This window comes from Sphingomonas sp. SRS2, assembly GCF_000971055.1.
Taxonomy (GTDB): domain Bacteria; phylum Pseudomonadota; class Alphaproteobacteria; order Sphingomonadales; family Sphingomonadaceae; genus Rhizorhabdus.
Window position 1 is genome coordinate 84,609 of record NZ_LARW01000108.1, and the last position, 15,393, is coordinate 100,001.

Below are 15,393 nucleotides of genomic sequence, written 5' to 3' on the forward strand. Positions count from 1 at the left end.
GGTGCTCATCCACTTGCTTTAGCGGGGCGCCCTGGAAGGCGATAGTTGAACCCGCGGAACGACTTGGGAATCGTTGTAAAGAGCACTTCTATTTACCGGGCGTCGCCCTTCCGGCCGGGCTTTCGGCTGCGCCGGAGACAGCCTGCGGCCGTCTCCGCCATTCAGCTTCGATCCCTGACACTCCGGCGTATCTACACCGATCCGCAATACGGTATTCACGGATTTGCGCTCATATGGCGATGCTGGAATCGGGCCAGGGCTGCGCGGGCCCGATCGCGTTGTCGGGCCGCTGCGCTCCTCTTTCGTGCGGGTGCTTAGGGCCAGCCCTCAACACCCTTCGGATCGTCTTCCGCCCCGCTTCCTCCACGCTGCGCGTTCCCGTGCAGCCGGTTCAGCTCCATCCGTCCCGGCGGCCCTCGCCGCTGTCGCGCAGCGAACGGCCATCGAGCGCGGAGCGACGGATCTCCAGCTCGACCTGGTCGCCTTTGCGGCGGGGGCGGATGTCGCGCATGTCGATGTTGTTGCGCTTGGCATAATCCTCGGCGGCGCGTTCGCTGCCGAACTTGCCTGCTTCTTCGAAATCCCAACCACTCATAGTCAGTCTCCATATTGGCCCCGGCACCGCGCCGGCGGCTTCACACTACAAATCGAGGCCGAGGCTCCGCTCCGGCAGCGGCGGCAGAATGTCGCCACGGTCGGGCTTGAGGTCCGGCGGTTTCTTGAGATCATCGACCTTCGCCGGCTCCGCGGGCCTGGCAGGGCCATCCGGCAGCGGAGGGAGGTCGGTTGGAAAATCCGGCAGATTGGACAGGTCGACGCCGTCGATCGGGCCGGGATCGAACTTCTCCGGGATTTTAGGTCCCTTCTTCCCGTCGATATCGAGGCGGCCGAGGGTTTCCAGAGCGGAGGTCTTGTTGCCGGGGTTCATATCGAGCTGGCGGGCGAGCTTCTCCTTGTCGTCCACCACCATCGTCAACTCGTCGCGCACACGCGTGACCCCGACGTTGAACAGGCGCTGGTTCGAGAGATTCCTCTCATGGCTGGACATGACGGTGATCGCTTTGTCGGTCGTGATGCCCTGCGCCATGTGCATGTTGAGCGAGTAAGCGAGGTCGAGGCGCGACAGCATCGGATCGCCCAGGTCGAGGGTGAGGCGCTCTCTTCCGGCGGTTTCGACGGTGACGCCGTTCGCGTCGACGGTGAGCACGCGGGCGAGCGCGGAATTGTGAAGTCCGCGGTCCTTGTCGTTCGCGGTCCACCTGATCTTGTCGCCTTCGCGGAGGTGGAGATCCTTCTTCTCGGTGAGCTCGAGCCGGTCGCGTTTCTCTGTCGGCGAGAGCTTCTGCGGGTCGAAGCGGATTTTCCTTCGGCCGTCGCTCAGTTCGACCTTGCCATTGGGCAGCACTTTGGTGACGTCGTAGCGACCCCGCTCAAGGCCGACATCCTGCGCGCCGCCCCGCCCGACGTCGAGTGTCTGGCCGGGGCGATAGCTGGAAGCGTAGCGCAATTCCTCGCGGGTGAGATTGACCCGCTCGAAGACGGTGAGGTGGATGCCCTCGCCCTTGACGGAGCCCTCTGTTGCAAGGCCGTCCTGTATGCGCTGATTGATGATGGCGCGCGATGCGCGTCCGGAGGCGAAAACGGCGGTGGCTTCACGATCATCGCTCGATAGGCCGAGCCACATTTCGGCGGCCGCGTCAGCCGGATTCATGCTTTCGACGACATTGTCGCCCAGCACTTTCATCGCCTCACCCGCCTTGCCGATATTGGCGAGGGCGGCGACGGTGCGCAGCGTGTCGGTGCGCTGGCGGATATTCTCGTCCATCCGCGCCATCGTGCCGCCGCCCGCCTGGATCATGGCGAAGGACTTGCCGGCGTCGATCGACGAGAGCTGCTGGCGGTCGCCGACCAGGACCAGCTTGTCCACGCCCAGCGCTTCGCTGATTTTGTGCAGCTTGAGCATGTCGCTGCTCGAGACCATCGACGTCTCGTCGACCACCAGCATGGTGCCGCCGAATTTCGCCCGGGCCGCGTCATAGCGCGGGGTGTCGCGCTCGCTGATGTACCGCTCGTTGGCCAGTGCGAACGATGCGATGGTCTGGCTCTTGATGCCGGCATCCGCGGCCAGGTCCGCGACCATCTTGTTCTGGAAGGCAAGACCGGTGACGTCGCGACCCTCCGCTTCGGCCACGCGGGCGACCGCCTCCAGCATGGTCGACTTGCCGGCGCCGGCGACGCCTTGCACGGTGACGGTGCGGTCCGCCGACGAGACGATCAGCGTCGCGGCGGCGAGCTGCCCAGGATTGAGATCGCGTGTGGCGGCTGCCTGGAGTCGCGCCGGCGCATCGCTGGCCGCGATGATCGGCGACGCCTTGCCGCGACCCGCCTCCACCGCTTTCAGGATGCTCTCCTCGGTGCGCAGAGCCTCCTGCGTCGTCACCATGCGGATGCCCTTGTCGCCATCGCGCACGGCGCCCGGGATGAGCTGCCGGTTCTCCACCATCTGCGCGATGCGACGCTCGACGGTGTCGATCGTCACACCCTTCAGGCCGAGGTCGAGCGCCATCTTCGAGACGAGATTGACGTTGAAGGCCGCCTCTCGCTCCGAGAGGATTCGGACGGCCGACGCAACCGCGAGTTGGGTTCGTGCCTCGGCCGGCGATTGGGTCACGCGCGCGAGCGCGCTGTCGACCAGCGGATCGTGCGGGCGAAGGAAGGTGCCGATCTTTTCACGCGCACCGCTGATGGCGTCGCTAACCGCGCGGAATCCTCGCTCCAATTTGCTGTCAGCGAGCGAGTGACCCGCGCGCGCTACGGCGGAGGCAACCAGTCCCTTGCCGTCGAATCCGAGCGCTGCTGCCTTGTCGATCCAATCCTTCTGCAGGCCGTCGCGGTCCTCGACGTTCAGTTTCGGATCGCGCGTATTCGCCGTGACGGCGAGGCGTCCCTTGGGGGATACGATCCCGAGTTCGGCTGCTTTTTCCAGGATCTGTTCGCGGCGCTGGCTGAACGCCTCGAGGACCGCCTTTGGCACCCCGGAAATCTCGAAGGTGCCGTGCTTGCCCTTGGCATCGATCTGGTAGCCCAGCTTCTCCAGACCATCCCGCAGAAAGGCGTGATAGATCGAGCCGATCGTGGTGTTGCTGCTCCAGATCTTGTCGGCATGAAGCGCCTGCCATTTGCCGTCGGGCATCTTCGTGAGGTTGGCGATGACGGCATGGATATGCGCCTGGGGATCGAGCGCGCGGCTCGTGTCGTGCTGGAAGAGCGCGTAGACGAGATTGCCGGTCTGCACCGGCACCTTGCGGCCCTCGACATCCTTGCGGCCTTCGGCGAGGTTTTTCTCGACCCATGCCATCGTCTTGCGGACAGCCGCCATGTTGGCGTCGAGCACCCGCTTGTCGCCGGCGATATAGGCCATCACCGATGCCGACTTGGGCATGGAAAATGTGAGGTCCACGCCAGCACGCCGGTTCTCGACCTGGGCGACCCCTTCGCCATCGGGGAGAATGCCGTTCAGGATTCCTTCGAAGGCGTCCTTTGATATCTCGCCTTGCAGGCCGAGCGCATCGGCGCCCTCGCCCGCCCACATGCTGACTTCGGAAGACCCGTCGGCGGTATAATAATTGTCCTTGAAGTCATCCTTGGCGAAGTAGTTCGCAGCGCCGGATGCGGAACGGACGGAGGCGACCGAGAGCATGGGCTAGATCCCCATGTCCATGCTGTCGTCCTCGCGTCCGGGGGCGAAGGCCTGGCGCAGTTCGACAAGGGTCTGATCCTCGACCTGGGGCGCGCGCTGGGCGTCGCGGCCGTCGCGCCGATCATCACGATCGCGCGCGGCCATCGTCTGCTCCTCGCCATTGCTGCGCGACGCCTGCGCCTTGTCGGCGGCGTGAGTGGCCGGGGACGATTGTTCATCGGACGTGTCGCTGCGCTGGGATGCCCGGCGAGCGGTCTCCTGATTCTCCTCTTCGACCGGATCGGACAGGATCCGCGCCGCCATCTCCTTCGCGACGTTGGTGACTTCCACCACCTCTTCCACGATCTGCTGCGCGCCATCACGCCCGCCTGCTTCGCCGCCGTCCCCGCCAAAGACTTCCTCTCCGCGCCTAGACCGGACGGGCTGCAGATTGGGCCGCGGAATGAAGCCCTCGGCGACCTGGGGATAGTCTTTCCATTCGAGCAATATGGGGGCCGCAGGGAAGCCGTCGGGGAATTTCACGAAGCCGTGCATCGACGGCAGGTTCGTGATGTCGTCGGCGATGACGAGGGGCTCGACCTGCTTGCGCGGGGTCAGGGTCGAGGCGTCGCGGGTGTTGTTGTAGCCATAGCTATACGCCTCATCCATCTGGCGCACTTCGCGGTTGCCGATATAGCGCGCGCATTGCTCGGCGGTGTCGAGATCGGCGGTCGCGAGAATCAGCTTGGAGCGGGCGAGTGATGCCAGGTTGCGGGCACCCTGTTCGCCGTAAACCTCGACCAGTTTTTCGAAGCTGTGGATCCCGAGGATCATCGCGCCGCCGAAGGCGCGAGCGGTCTGCAGGCCGTTCTCGATCGCGGGCAGTTTATGGAGTGCGCCGAGCTCGTCGAACATGAACCAGGTGCGGAGCGAGCGGGTGCGCGGCATGGTCATGAGGCGGTTGATGCAGAGGTCCATCCACAGCGTCAGCAGCGCCCGGTTCATCGCCAGATCGACATAGTTGGAGGTGATGAACAGGATGCTGCCCGGCTTCTTGTCGCGGGTGATCCAGTCGCGGATCGAGAAGGGCTCGCCGTCGTCGGGCAGGAAGCGGAGAACCTGCGCGTTGGTGTTGAACACGGCGCGGATCGATTCCGCCATGCGGGCGGCTTCAGGGGCTGTCAGCGGGTCGGCGATGGTGTTGGCGAGGAAGCGGTGGACGCGCTTCAGATCGGCGGTCATCAGATTCTCTGACAGCGCCAGATTGGTGGTCTGCCCGCGCTCCTGGAGGCGGATGCACATCTCGATGAACAGGGTCCGCGCGGCGAGCGCCCAGAAGGGTTCGGACGATCCGCCATCGGACGGGATCAGGGCAGCGGCGGCGGCAGTAAATTCGCTATGGGTGCGGCAGTCGTTGAAGATCGACCAGGCCGGGCATCGCAGGTCCATGGGATTGAGGATCGTATCGCGCGCCGGGTCGTAAAAGGCTTCGACATAGGCGCCCGTGAGATCGAAGATGACGGCGGTGTCCTGGCGGTCGCGCATCTGCCGGACTAGGCTGCGCAGCTCGGTGGTCTTGCCCGAGCCGGTGGTCCCGATCAGCATCGTGTGCGACTGCTCCATCCGGTGCGGATAGGGGATGCCGGCGAGCGTGTAGGGATGATGGATGCCGGCCGCTTTGCGCTCAGCGAATGGGAGCTGCAGAACCTTGGCCGGTGACATGCCGGGGAAGTGCTGGCGGGCTTCCTCTTCGTACTTGGCGAAATTGTGCTGGCTGACCTCGGAATAGAGAATGTCGCGTGTCACCAGCATCGCCCCGCGCTCATGCCGTTCCTGCAGGATGCGCCTGCCCCGGCCCCGGGAGATATCGACGAACCAGATCGACAGCGGGATGGTCAGGAAAACCGAAACGAGGAAGGCGCCGAGCAGCGCGCGCATGGCGACGGACCAGGCCTGCTGGACCTCGGGAATCTGTTGGACGACAGCCATGACCGTCCGAAGGATCTCGCCGCTGGGCAGAGTGACGTTGACGCGCTTGTTGGGATCGAGAGCGATCCAGTCCCAGAGCATCGCGTAGAGTTTCATGCAGACGAGCTGGAAACCATGCTCGTCGAGCTTCAGCGAGAGGATGATGAACCACGCCGCCAGGAAGACGAAGAACCAGACGATGACGGGGAGTTTCGCGCCCGAAAACCACATCAGCATCTCATGGGTGAGAAGCTGGCTGCCGCGGGTGAAATTGCCCGAGTTGCGCTGGACCTGACCGCGCGCCGAATGGTGGGTCAGCGGAATGTTCTGCCCGTTCGAGCGGATGTCCTTACGCGCCATGATATTGCACCAGGCGCTTGTCGGTTTCGGCGATGATCCGGTCACGAAACTCGGGGAATTGCTCGCGGATGATGATGTCGAGCGCGAGTTGCTGGAACTCGCTGATCCGCGCCAATCGGCGCTGGCTGGCGGTGATGAGATCGGCCGAAGTCAGGAAGGCATCGACGGCGCTCCTGATAAGTTCGGATGGGCTACAATCGCGCTCGGCCGCGATAGCGACGACACGATTGAAGTTCTCACGATCGAGCCGGACCGTGCAATGCTTGAAAGCGGTGGTCAAACCAAGCCTCCTAGCAGGGAGGCTGGCGGGATCTCAAAAAGTGATCCGCTTATAGCGTGGGTCGGGCTGCGGGGCAAGAAAATCCGAGAAGGCGAAAACGGCGTGTTCGCTTGTGGCACGCTCAAGTCTTTGGAATTGCTAGATATTAGAGTCAGCCGAAACGTGTCCCACAACGTGCCACAGGTCATTTAGTCGGTAACTATTTGTAAAATAGCGGAAAAGACATGCACGCCAGTGCGTAAGGTGTGCTCCCAATCCTCAGAGATTGATCCTCTACCCTGGGTCGTCTGCTGGCGTTTCTGGACGAGGGTCGTTTCCGGGCCCGGCGGGGCTCAAAGCCGCCCTGCGGGCGGAACCGGCCGAAGGTCCGGCGATGCCTCAGCATCGTTGGAATGCCGGTGGCGGCCGAATGATTCCGGGTTCGACCGGGCAGGATGCGAGCGAAGCGATACCATCCCAGCGCGCTTGGGGCGACGACCCAGCGCGCCCATCGACGGTGGCCCTGGCCACCGTCGGACGGCAGGGGATCGTTACCCACCGGGCGGAGACAACGCGCCAGCGTTGGCTCCGTGAGATTGGTCGGCGGCGGCCCGAAGGGGCGTCGGCGGCCTAGCGAATAGAGCCCCGGTCGGCGGGCCGAAGGACCGCCGAGCCGCCAAGCTCAACTGCATCTTCCGGCCAACCAGATCAGCGGCTATAGTGTCAGCGTTCATAGCCCGATCAGCGTGAACCAAGAGGCCCCTATGGCACGCACATTGGAACAGGAAAGAGCGGCGCTCGAAGAGGACGCACGCAAGCTGGAAGAACGTCGAAAGAAGCTACTGGAGAAAGAGCGAGAGCAGGCGATTGCGACCGTCGACAAGTCGGGGCTGCTGACGCTCGAAGCCAAGCGACTTGGCGGCCTGATCGAGCGGATCAGGAAGCTGGGAATCGAAGAAGTCGAGAAGCGACTGGCGGCTTGAGGGTCCCGCCGCGACGAATGTCGCGGCACGGGCATGAGGGGCTCGATGCCCCTCATGCCCGTAGTCCCAGGCAGCAAAAAAGGGGAGAGGCGCGAGGCCCCTCCCCTGTCGTTTCAGATCTCGTCGTCCATCTTGCCGGGAACCGTGTGGACCACCCGGTCGATGAGCTGGGCCGGCAGTGCGCCATAGTCGCCTTCGTCGATTGTGATGTAGCCGATTTCCTCGTCCTCGATGACATGCTGGTCGAAGAAGCTGTGGAGTGCGCGGCGTTCGGCGCATGCGACGGCGGCGAGGTAAGCGGCGGTGTCGTATCCGGCGTTGGTCGAAGTGATCTGCATGTGAGCCTCCTGCTGTCTTGAATGACAGAGGATTGGCCGTCGTTGAGGGTGGCGCCGGGTCAGGGACGCGGGCGCAGCCCGCGCCGCGAAGCGGGGAGTGGGGGTGCCGATTTTGTCGTGGTTGGAGTGGAGCGAAGCGGAGCGGAGGCCACGGCAAAATTGGGGGCACCGCTCATCCTTGACGCGGCGTCGCCCTCAACGACATCCTGGGAAGTCTGTGAGAGATTTTATTCCTCTGAGGGTGGGGGTGGTTACCCGGCCGCCAGGCTCTGGCGCAGCAGGGTTTCGAGATGCTCGGCGGCGCGTTGGTGGAGCACGCTACTGTCGCTTGTCAACTTCTCACCCGAGGGCATCCGGCCGCTTTCGACCGAATCCCTCAGCAGGTTGATGGCCGCGCGAAATGCGATCTCGTCTTCGCTCATGCTGCTCTCTCTGGTTGGTGCGCATCGCAATCACTAGCGCATTGGAATTGATCGCGTAACCGGCGGCAAGCGATCTGCCCGTCAAAGGCGAAAGGGGTCGCCAGCGAACCGACGCCCCAGTCCCGGCCGTCACCCATCACGAAACGCGGTGGAGCCAGGCCCATCCCAGTAGGCTCGTCATTCATAAACGCCCAGGGCGGTGAGGCGCTCCGTTTCGAGGTAGGAGATGATCTCGTAGTCGTCGCTTTTCCAATGATAGTCGCCGTTGGAGATGTCGCCCAAAGTGGCCCAGCTGCCGTCGGGCCAGAGCGCGAAATCGTCGCAGCAGCGTGTTGATTCGATGGTCATTATATCCTCCATTCATAAGGGACTGGTGCCGGGTCATGCGCGGCGCGTCCGGGGCAAGGACCGCACGCTTGCGGGCGGCCGCCCGGCGGGGAGCGGGGGAGCCGATTTTGCCGTGTGCGAGCGTAGCGAGGCGACGGTCAAAATTGGGGGAACCGCTCATCCTTGCGCCGGACGCGGGGCGCATGACATCATCGGAAGACTGTGGAAGCTAAGCCCATTCCAGCCGGGACGTTTCGTCGGAATCGGCCGTGGCGAGAAGCCGGTCGAGCCGCTCGACATAATCGGTGAGGCCCTCGGCCGCGATGCGACGTTTTATGGCGGGATTGGCGAGACGCTTACGCATCGCGGCGATGCCGATTTCACCGATGCTGTCGGGATGAAGCCCGAGGCTTTCGAGCAGCGCGAACGCGTTGCCGGAAGCGAGGTCGAGCTCGACGCCGAGATCCGACGTGAGCGCGACGCGCATGTTAATCGTGCCGGCGCCTTCGTCGTGGTGGATGCTGACGCGGCGGACACGAAACTGCGCCTCTTCGACGACGCTGATCACCGCAGTGTCGAAGTCGAAGACGCGCGTCACGCTGGCGAGCGCCAGCGGGCAGACGCGTGCCTCGAAACTGTAGGACAGGAACGCGTCGTCGGCCGCCTCCGGGGCGAGCAGGACGGTGTTGGTACGGATGCTCTCCGCGCGCAGGAACGCCCGAAAGGCCGCGAGCTGGCGGGCGGTGATGACGGCGACCGGACCTTGGTGATTGTCGGCGTCGGTGGCGATGCGAAACACGATGGACATCTCGTCCTCCCTCGTTGAACCGCCTGGCCGCTCCCCCTCCCCTTTTGGCGCGGTACAGATGGCGCACCCGAGAGGTGCGAACTCGACCGGAACGGTCAGGCCTCGCGGCGCGATGGGGCTCGACGCCCCTGAGCGCCGCATTTCCAACGCAAGAAAAGTAGAGAGGCCCCGGCCTGAGCCGGAGCCTCTCCGAAGGGCTCACGCCCGCCGTTCGATCCGTTGCTGCGAGAGCTTGACGATGTGCAGCGGAACCCCGGCTTGCCGCAGCTTCTGAGCGAGGTTCATCTGGATGCCCGAGCCTTCGCAGATGACCGCTTCGACCGGCTTGAGACCAAGGATGCGGTCGTTTCGGACGAAGGCTGCCCGGTTGCCCTGGCTGCGGTCGAGGCGGAACTGGATGACCTTCACACCGCGCGACGCTGCCCAAGCGTGGGCGACGGCATCGCAACCTTTCGACTGTGCGGTGGTGGCGAGGATCATCTCGGGGATGCGGGCCTTGATGGTGTCGAGACCGTTCCAGAGCAGGTCGCCATCCTCCCAGGCCTGACCGCCGGAGAAGGCGACGACGGGACCCTCGGGCGCGAACTGCTCGCGACGCTCCCGGGCGCGGGAGGCGAGATAGTCGCGGGCGTCGATCATAGAGGCGTTGAGCGCGCTCGACACCCGGCTGCCACGCACCGGCGAGAAGGGCTTGCCGGTCTCGACGCGGTACATTTCGGCGGCATGGTCGCGCATGCACTCCATTGCCTCGCGGCACCCCTGCAGCGTCTGGCAGAGGAGCTGAGTGTCCTCCAACTCGGTCGCGTAGATCTCCGACGGGTCATAGGCGCGGGCGAGTTCGCCCAGCTTCTTGGCGGCGTCGTCCTCGCGGCCTTCGATTCGCTTGGCGACGACGTGGAAGCTGTTGGCGAAACCCCAGACGAGATCGGTCGCAAACGGCTCCATGCGCGTGTCGCGCAGCACGTCGAACATGGTCTGCATCATAATCTCGACCGCGGCCCGCACCTGCTCCGGATCGGGCATGTCGAGCGCTTCCGGCGCATCGACGATGCTGAGCTTCGCCATCTCGCTATGCTCGATGAATGCGCCCTCGTAGGTTTCGGTCAGATCCTCGTTCACGCGCGCTGCCGCGATGTGGCTGGCAAGATCGGCGAAGTTGTTGAAAGAAGTCATTATAGCCTCCGAACAAGTCGATCTCTCATCCGGGATTGGATGAAAGATGAAATCTCATCGGATGAGCCGGCGGGCTTTTGTCAGGGACGCGGGGCTTGTCCCCGCGCCGCGAAGCGGGGCGTGGGGGAGCCGATTTTCCTGGGTCCGTAAGCGGAGCGAAGCGAAAGTGACGGGCCCATGAAAATTGGGGGAACCGCGCATCCTTGCACAAAAGGCCAGAGGCTCATCAGACTATGGCGATGAAGCTTGTCTGATACCGAGATGTTAGAGAGAGAATTCGATTTGCCCCGGCCGCGCTGCGGGCGGGTTAACAGCAAATCGGCTCTAGCTGTTCTGGTCGGAAACGCTGGAGCATTCCCCCAAAGGGACCGTCAGGTGAGAAGTCGCAGATACGTATCGAGGTACGGTTCGTACCAAAGTGTCGATCACAGTTACCGCCGCTCGCATGCCCGAGCGAATCCTCGGTCTGTCTGTGTTATGGTCGGAGTCGCGACAAGTGCCATGGCGGCCGAGCCCGGGATCGTTCGGACAGACCACCTGTCGAAACCGCTGCGCCACGAGGTCAGTTATGAACGAGGAAATGATCCGCGAGGCGGCGCGCGCGCTCGCAGCGAGGCTCAAGCACTTGTTGGATGAAAGCCTGGCAGGTGAGATCCGGCTGACCCGGGACGAGGCCGTGCTTGCGCAGGGTTTTGCGGAAAGCGTTGCGGACCTGCTGTCCCCCTCGAGCGGCGGAAAATAGGATGGCAGAAGGCTTGCGTGATGATCGGGAGGACGGCGCGACGCATATCGCCGGGATCTCCGAAGATGGCATCTCGGTGGTGATTGATGGCGAGCAGCGCCTCATCGGCTGGTCGGCGGTCTCCGGCATCACCAGCGCTGTGTCGAAGCGCGACGACGACATGGTTTTCGTTGCGATTACGATCGACGCCGCGGATGGCGAGCGCTGCCTTCTCGTTGCCCAAGATGATCCGATATGGACCGAACTGGTCGAACTGCTCCATCTTTGCCTGCCCGTCGCACCTTTGGACGCGTGGGCAGCGGGAACAGCGGCGTTTCCTGGTGCCTACACGCTGTACCGGCGCCCGATCGTCGGACGATAGGGGCGGCGCCTGAGCGCCGCCCGATCGATCAGAAGAAATCGATCTTGTCGGCGATGATTTCGCAGCCATAGCGAGTGACCCCGTCGCGGTCCTCCCAGCTCGAATAGTGGAGCCGGCCGGTGATCGCGACGACGTTGCCCTTCTCACGGGTGGCGGCGCCTTTGCCGAGCCCATTGAAGCAGGTGACCTTGTGAAACTCGGTCTCCTTGGCGGTGTAGCCGGTGGCCTCGTCGACATAGGTCTTGCCGTCCTTGAGCTTGACGCGGTCGGTGGCGACGATGAGGGTGGTGACGGTGCCGCGGGTTTCGGGATCCTTGGCGACCCGGCCGGTGATGTTGACGTTGTTCATGGCGGTGCTCCTTGGTTGGTCCGACGGCCTTCCCGCCGGTGACACCGAAAGAGCGGCGTGCGGTGTCGCATCGCACTGGAGCGCAAGCGGAGGGGAACCCGCGTAAGGGAGCTGGCGCGGGCAGCCGCGTAGCGGCAACACGGGCGACCGTAAGCGGGTTGCGATGCGACGCCGTCTCGCCGCAGGTGTCACAGGAAAGGCGAAGGGAGGTCGGTGGGCCAATCAGGAGATCAGGCGCCTTGGACGTCCAACCTGAGCGGTGGTGCCGGGCGATGGTCTGAAACCCGCAGGCATCGCGATCCGTGTTCGCCTGCCCATTGGCGTGAGGCCGGAGGTCATCCGCCGACGTCTGGCGACACCGCCTGGAGAGAGGTACACGGGCAATGCCAAGGGCGCGATAGGCGCGTTCCGAGAGCGGCACGAGTGCGATCGCGGCACCGCCTGGGCGACAGGTTGGTCGCGGTGGCGACCCATCGATGCCGGATGGCCCATCCTGATAGACGCTGGGCGATAGGCGGGAGCAGCGCCGTCCCTTGCGTCAGAGCAATTGGTGGCAGCGGCAAGGGGCCAAGCGATTGCGCAAACGACGGGGCTTTGCCCCGTCAATCTCTGGAGAGCGGCTTTATATGGAGGCAGGCATCCAGCGCGGTGGCAAAGAAGCCCGGCGTGCAACGACCGAAGAGGAAGCTACCGGTCTTGTCGATCGGTCGCAGATCATGGCCGACCCATTCGAAGGCGTTGAGTTCGCCGGGGACCAGGCTCGAGCCGGTGTTGCCACCCACCCCCATCGCCGAGGCGACAGGCGCCGGGATGGCGAGCGAGGATGCTGGTTTGTCGTCACCTTTCGTGGTGAGCGGGATGACGGTGACGCGGCGGCCGACGACGGCCATCACCATTACCGGGCGGGCCTTGACGCCCTCGTCGCGGCCCGCCTGCGCTTCACGGGCGAAAAGGAAGACGTAGTTCAGAACGTCGCCGCGTCTCGGCAGCGGGGTCGAGTTCGTCGTCCCACTTGTCGGCGGCGATTTCTGCGGCGCTTGGCCGGGCAGCTTCAAGGTGGGCCTTTTGCTCATCGGTCATCGTCTCAGGGGTTATGACCTCGCGATAGCCGTGGAGGGCTTCCAGCGCATGTTCCAGAAACTCCATGCTGACGATCGCAGCGCGTGGCCGCTGATGTTTTTGCAGGATCACCGGTTCGCGCTGGCAGTCATCGACGATCTGGCCGAGGCGGTTATGGGCGTCGGTCAGTTTGACCGCGGTGAAGTGGTCGAAGTTCCTTTCGGGCTCAGCAGATGCCATGTCCATGTCTCCTGGCCGCCTCATTGGTGTCGATCGCTGTGACCCCACAGCCAGAATCGCACAGACATCTCGGCGCGGCGCAATTTATATAAAATAGCCATTCTGGAAAGAATGGCAAGTTCTCGCTGGTCCGGCATGAACGCCCTATCGCCACGGGCATGCGATCACGAGGTAGTGATCGATAGGCTGCGCGGGGTCGTTTCCTGGCGCTTCCGCCACAAGGCGCTCTTCGAGATGGCAGACATAGAGCCAAGCGTCCGCGAGATCGCCAATAATATGGTCGTCGGCCATGGATGTTTCGCGCGCAAATTGATCGCCCAGGGCGGTCCAGTCGAGTGCCTCGAGGAACCGCTGGCGGCGGACAGCGAAGCGTTCGAGGGCCGCATGGTCGCGCAGCGCGCGTGCGTAGAGATCTGCGAGAGCGAGGCGCATATCATCTCCTCGGGTCAGGGGGCAGTGAAGAAAAGGCAGGGCCCGCCTCGCCGGGAGAGCGAAGCGAGCCCTGCAGGTGGCCGCGCGCCGTGGGACTAGACGCGCGGGAGGGTGGAGCGGTGAGGCGCGATCATTCGACCGGTTCAGGCGTGCGCTGGCGACGTTGGCGACGCCCGGAGGCGGGCTGGTCGCCGCCTGTGAAAGCGTCGTTGGCCGAAGATTCGCCGAGGCCATCGGTGCCGGCGCCGGAGTTGGCGGGGACCTCCTCGCTGCCGGGGAGCGGCGGCAGGCCGTCATCGGCCGCGACCGAGTCGGTGGGTGCGTCGCGGCGACGGGTCGGGCGCGACCAGACGATGTTGTACGAGCCGTCGTCCTGGCGGAAGGCGGAGATGTAGAGCGGCTTGTCGAGGCTCGGATCCTCGATCTTGCCGTTGAGGAACGTCTCGCCGGTCGCGTTGGACGCCAGTTCGAACAGCGCGCCGACCTGCACCCATTGGCGGGCGGCGGACAGCGCGAGGATTTCGAACTTGGGCGCGCGCGGATTGGCCGACTGGACGGTGCGCAGCGCGATGATCATCGCGACGGTCAGGGTCGAAATCTTGCCGGCGTAGGTGCCGCTGGCGTTCTGCGAAATGGTGCCGATGTTCATGGGAATTCTCCTGGATGATGCGCTCGAACCCCTTGTCCGAGACATCTTCCTCGTTCCCACTCAGCTCCTCGGCCGTTCGGCCGAGCAAGGCGCATCAGCGCCGCTCCGGCGGCCGCCCCTTCGGCGGCGACGGGATCGTTCCTGGCCGACGCTTGCGTTGATTTAGTGGATCGAGCCGAATATTCGCCGCTTGGCGGCCTGCTGATGCTCTCCGTCCTTGATCCCGACCGTCGCCTGCATCTCGGCCTGGAGCCGATCGGACAGGTCGTCGGGGATGATCGCATAGGGCGCGACGATGGCGATCGCGGCCTCGGGCGTTGCCAGCTCGCCCGGCTCGGTACCGAACCAGATCGTCGCCTCGCCCTCCTCGGCCTCGGCCTCGGTGGGGGTGAACACTTGCGCGAAGAAGGTCTGCAGCGGCCGATCCCACCCGATCACGGCTCTGATGATCGACGGCTGATCCGGCCTGGGCTTCAGTTCATGGCGGCTCATTCCGAGGTCCTCCGGATCCGGTGCGCGACGTGGCGCGCCGCGCCTTCGGCGCTGCTGATCGCTTTGCCCGCCGCAGCCGCGGCGTTCCTCGCCCCGGCCTGTCGAAGGAGTGTACGGGCTTCGCGCAATCGCTCAACCGCAATTGCGATGGCCTGGCCATGTTCGTGGGTTGCCGGTGTTATGTGGCGCATGATGGTCTCCTGCGTGGATTATCGGCGGCGGCGGCAGGGCGTGGATCCACGCTATGCGGCGGGCCGTTCGGGGAGTGAGCCCTCGACGACGAGCGGCGGCACCTTGGCGTCTGCAGCGTCGAAATGGGCGCGGATGGCTTCCATCGAGCCGAGCTTCTCGGCGGTTTCTCGGCCGATCATCACGCAATCGTCCTCATCGGCGGCGAACCAGGCCGGTTCTCCGTCACCGCTGAAGACGACGCGCTCGCCGCCCCATTGGCCGGCGTAGGAGCCGGACCACCGGGAATAGACGATGCGCTTCTCGCGGCACCACGCCTCGAGCGCCTCGAAGCGGCCAAAGGCGACTTCATGCGCGCACAGGCTGAGCGGCTCCCCGACGTTGCGATGCTCTGGCTCGAAAGGCTCGCCGTCCCATTCGATCGACAGGCCCTCGAGGGCGATGAGCTCTGTGAGCTCGGCATAGTCAGCGGCGGACATCGTGCCGCCCAGAACGATGGACGCAGAAACGCGATCGGCCATGATTTCCTCCGGAGCTAAGAGTGAGGTGACGCCCAAAGGGGC

General features: G+C 64.4%; 19 protein-coding genes. 3 read left to right on the forward strand and 16 right to left on the reverse strand.

Annotated elements, in window-relative coordinates:
- Nucleotides 1–391 precede the first annotated feature (391 nt).
- Genes WP12_RS16205 through WP12_RS16220 form a run of 4 tightly spaced genes read right to left on the reverse strand, consistent with a single transcriptional unit; the run spans nt 392 to nt 6,287 of the window.
- Entirely contained in the window at nt 392–595 is a 204-nt protein-coding gene (locus tag WP12_RS16205) for a hypothetical protein (RefSeq protein WP_046194714.1), read from the reverse strand.
- 45 nt (nt 596–640) lie between these two features.
- A complete protein-coding gene (gene mobF / locus WP12_RS16210) occupies nt 641–3,700 on the reverse strand; it encodes a MobF family relaxase (protein WP_046194715.1) in 3,060 nt (1,019 codons plus the stop codon).
- Nucleotides 3,701–3,703: 3 nt separating this feature from the next.
- Nucleotides 3,704–6,007, reverse strand: a complete 2,304-nt coding sequence (locus WP12_RS16215) for a type IV secretion system DNA-binding domain-containing protein (RefSeq protein ID WP_046194716.1) — start codon at nt 6,005–6,007, stop codon at nt 3,704–3,706.
- Nucleotides 5,997–6,287, reverse strand: coding sequence for a hypothetical protein (locus WP12_RS16220; protein WP_046194717.1), 291 nt, complete (start codon nt 6,285–6,287; stop codon nt 5,997–5,999). Before WP12_RS16220 ends, WP12_RS16215 begins: the two co-directional genes overlap by 11 nt.
- Nucleotides 6,288–7,030: 743 nt before the next feature.
- Here WP12_RS16220 and WP12_RS16225 point away from each other — a divergent pair.
- Nucleotides 7,031–7,249 carry a hypothetical protein gene (locus WP12_RS16225; RefSeq protein WP_046194718.1) on the forward strand — a complete coding sequence of 73 codons (219 nt, stop codon included), beginning with the start codon at nt 7,031–7,033 and terminating at the stop codon, nt 7,247–7,249.
- A 113-nt stretch (nt 7,250–7,362) separates the two neighbouring features.
- Here the strand turns inward: WP12_RS16225 and WP12_RS16230 are convergent, their stop codons facing one another.
- The 5 genes from WP12_RS16230 to WP12_RS16245 form a co-directional block, all read right to left on the reverse strand.
- A complete protein-coding gene (locus WP12_RS16230) occupies nt 7,363–7,587 on the reverse strand; it encodes a hypothetical protein (protein ID WP_046194719.1) in 225 nt (74 codons plus the stop codon).
- Nucleotides 7,588–7,838: 251 nt separating this feature from the next.
- Complete coding sequence (locus tag WP12_RS25335; RefSeq protein ID WP_160299235.1) at nt 7,839–8,009, reverse strand: hypothetical protein; 171 nt, start codon at nt 8,007–8,009, stop codon at nt 7,839–7,841.
- A 177-nt stretch (nt 8,010–8,186) separates the two neighbouring features.
- Nucleotides 8,187–8,357 carry a hypothetical protein gene (locus tag WP12_RS25340; protein ID WP_160299236.1) on the reverse strand — a complete coding sequence of 57 codons (171 nt, stop codon included), beginning with the start codon at nt 8,355–8,357 and terminating at the stop codon, nt 8,187–8,189.
- A gap of 208 nt (nt 8,358–8,565) precedes the next feature.
- Nucleotides 8,566–9,144, reverse strand: coding sequence for a hypothetical protein (locus WP12_RS16240; RefSeq protein ID WP_046194721.1), 579 nt, complete (start codon nt 9,142–9,144; stop codon nt 8,566–8,568).
- 198 nt (nt 9,145–9,342) lie between these two features.
- The gene (locus WP12_RS16245; RefSeq protein WP_046194722.1) at nt 9,343–10,317 is read right to left on the reverse strand and encodes a DUF2493 domain-containing protein; all 975 of its coding nucleotides are present in this window, start codon (nt 10,315–10,317) and stop codon (nt 9,343–9,345) included.
- 568 nt (nt 10,318–10,885) lie between these two features.
- Between WP12_RS16245 and WP12_RS25565 the strand changes: the two genes are divergently transcribed.
- Together WP12_RS25565 and WP12_RS16250 are read left to right on the forward strand one after the other, a co-directional pair.
- Nucleotides 10,886–11,059 (forward strand): hypothetical protein, encoded by a 174-nt coding sequence (locus WP12_RS25565; protein ID WP_200894541.1) that lies wholly within the window; start codon nt 10,886–10,888, stop codon nt 11,057–11,059.
- Nucleotide 11,060: 1 nt separating this feature from the next.
- Entirely contained in the window at nt 11,061–11,420 is a 360-nt protein-coding gene (locus WP12_RS16250; protein ID WP_046194723.1) for a hypothetical protein, read from the forward strand.
- 28 nt (nt 11,421–11,448) lie between these two features.
- On the opposite strand, the gene WP12_RS16255 is transcribed toward WP12_RS16250, so the two are convergent.
- The 7 genes from WP12_RS16255 to WP12_RS16285 all read right to left on the reverse strand — a co-directional run bounded on the left by WP12_RS16255 (nt 11,449) and on the right by WP12_RS16285 (nt 15,351).
- Nucleotides 11,449–11,769 carry a single-stranded DNA-binding protein gene (locus WP12_RS16255; protein ID WP_046194724.1) on the reverse strand — a complete coding sequence of 107 codons (321 nt, stop codon included), beginning with the start codon at nt 11,767–11,769 and terminating at the stop codon, nt 11,449–11,451.
- Nucleotides 11,770–12,371: 602 nt separating this feature from the next.
- Nucleotides 12,372–12,665: a hypothetical protein gene (locus WP12_RS24240; RefSeq protein WP_152664030.1), complete on the reverse strand. Its 294-nt coding sequence runs from the start codon at nt 12,663–12,665 to the stop codon at nt 12,372–12,374.
- Between the two features lie 43 nt (nt 12,666–12,708).
- Nucleotides 12,709–13,068 (reverse strand): type II toxin-antitoxin system Phd/YefM family antitoxin, encoded by a 360-nt coding sequence (locus WP12_RS24245; protein ID WP_069067201.1) that lies wholly within the window; start codon nt 13,066–13,068, stop codon nt 12,709–12,711.
- A gap of 144 nt (nt 13,069–13,212) precedes the next feature.
- The gene (locus WP12_RS16270; RefSeq protein ID WP_052730435.1) at nt 13,213–13,500 is read right to left on the reverse strand and encodes a hypothetical protein; all 288 of its coding nucleotides are present in this window, start codon (nt 13,498–13,500) and stop codon (nt 13,213–13,215) included.
- 130 nt (nt 13,501–13,630) lie between these two features.
- On the reverse strand, nt 13,631–14,149 hold the full coding sequence (locus WP12_RS16275) for a DUF736 domain-containing protein (RefSeq protein ID WP_046194727.1): 519 nt from the start codon (nt 14,147–14,149) through the stop codon (nt 13,631–13,633).
- Between the two features lie 162 nt (nt 14,150–14,311).
- Nucleotides 14,312–14,641: a hypothetical protein gene (locus tag WP12_RS16280; protein WP_046194728.1), complete on the reverse strand. Its 330-nt coding sequence runs from the start codon at nt 14,639–14,641 to the stop codon at nt 14,312–14,314.
- 242 nt (nt 14,642–14,883) lie between these two features.
- Nucleotides 14,884–15,351: a hypothetical protein gene (locus tag WP12_RS16285; RefSeq protein WP_046194729.1), complete on the reverse strand. Its 468-nt coding sequence runs from the start codon at nt 15,349–15,351 to the stop codon at nt 14,884–14,886.
- Between the last annotated feature and the right edge of the window lie 42 nt (nt 15,352–15,393).

Coding starts and splice junctions, on each gene's coding strand:
- WP12_RS16205 (WP_046194714.1), bottom strand. CDS start 595: ATGAGTGGTTGGGATTTCGAAGAAGCAGGCAAGTTCGGCAGCGAACGC.
- mobF (WP_046194715.1), bottom strand. CDS start 3,700: ATGCTCTCGGTCGCCTCCGTCCGTTCCGCATCCGGCGCTGCGAACTAC.
- WP12_RS16215 (WP_046194716.1), bottom strand. CDS start 6,007: ATGGCGCGTAAGGACATCCGCTCGAACGGGCAGAACATTCCGCTGACC.
- WP12_RS16225 (WP_046194718.1), top strand. CDS start 7,031: ATGGCACGCACATTGGAACAGGAAAGAGCGGCGCTCGAAGAGGACGCA.
- WP12_RS16230 (WP_046194719.1), bottom strand. CDS start 7,587: ATGCAGATCACTTCGACCAACGCCGGATACGACACCGCCGCTTACCTC.
- WP12_RS25335 (WP_160299235.1), bottom strand. CDS start 8,009: ATGAGCGAAGACGAGATCGCATTTCGCGCGGCCATCAACCTGCTGAGG.
- WP12_RS25340 (WP_160299236.1), bottom strand. CDS start 8,357: ATGACCATCGAATCAACACGCTGCTGCGACGATTTCGCGCTCTGGCCC.
- WP12_RS16240 (WP_046194721.1), bottom strand. CDS start 9,144: ATGTCCATCGTGTTTCGCATCGCCACCGACGCCGACAATCACCAAGGT.
- WP12_RS16245 (WP_046194722.1), bottom strand. CDS start 10,317: ATGACTTCTTTCAACAACTTCGCCGATCTTGCCAGCCACATCGCGGCA.
- WP12_RS25565 (WP_200894541.1), top strand. CDS start 10,886: ATGAACGAGGAAATGATCCGCGAGGCGGCGCGCGCGCTCGCAGCGAGG.
- WP12_RS16250 (WP_046194723.1), top strand. CDS start 11,061: ATGGCAGAAGGCTTGCGTGATGATCGGGAGGACGGCGCGACGCATATC.
- WP12_RS16255 (WP_046194724.1), bottom strand. CDS start 11,769: ATGAACAACGTCAACATCACCGGCCGGGTCGCCAAGGATCCCGAAACC.
- WP12_RS24240 (WP_152664030.1), bottom strand. CDS start 12,665: ATGGTGATGGCCGTCGTCGGCCGCCGCGTCACCGTCATCCCGCTCACC.
- WP12_RS24245 (WP_069067201.1), bottom strand. CDS start 13,068: ATGGCATCTGCTGAGCCCGAAAGGAACTTCGACCACTTCACCGCGGTC.
- WP12_RS16270 (WP_052730435.1), bottom strand. CDS start 13,500: ATGCGCCTCGCTCTCGCAGATCTCTACGCACGCGCGCTGCGCGACCAT.
- WP12_RS16275 (WP_046194727.1), bottom strand. CDS start 14,149: ATGAACATCGGCACCATTTCGCAGAACGCCAGCGGCACCTACGCCGGC.
- WP12_RS16280 (WP_046194728.1), bottom strand. CDS start 14,641: ATGAGCCGCCATGAACTGAAGCCCAGGCCGGATCAGCCGTCGATCATC.
- WP12_RS16285 (WP_046194729.1), bottom strand. CDS start 15,351: ATGGCCGATCGCGTTTCTGCGTCCATCGTTCTGGGCGGCACGATGTCC.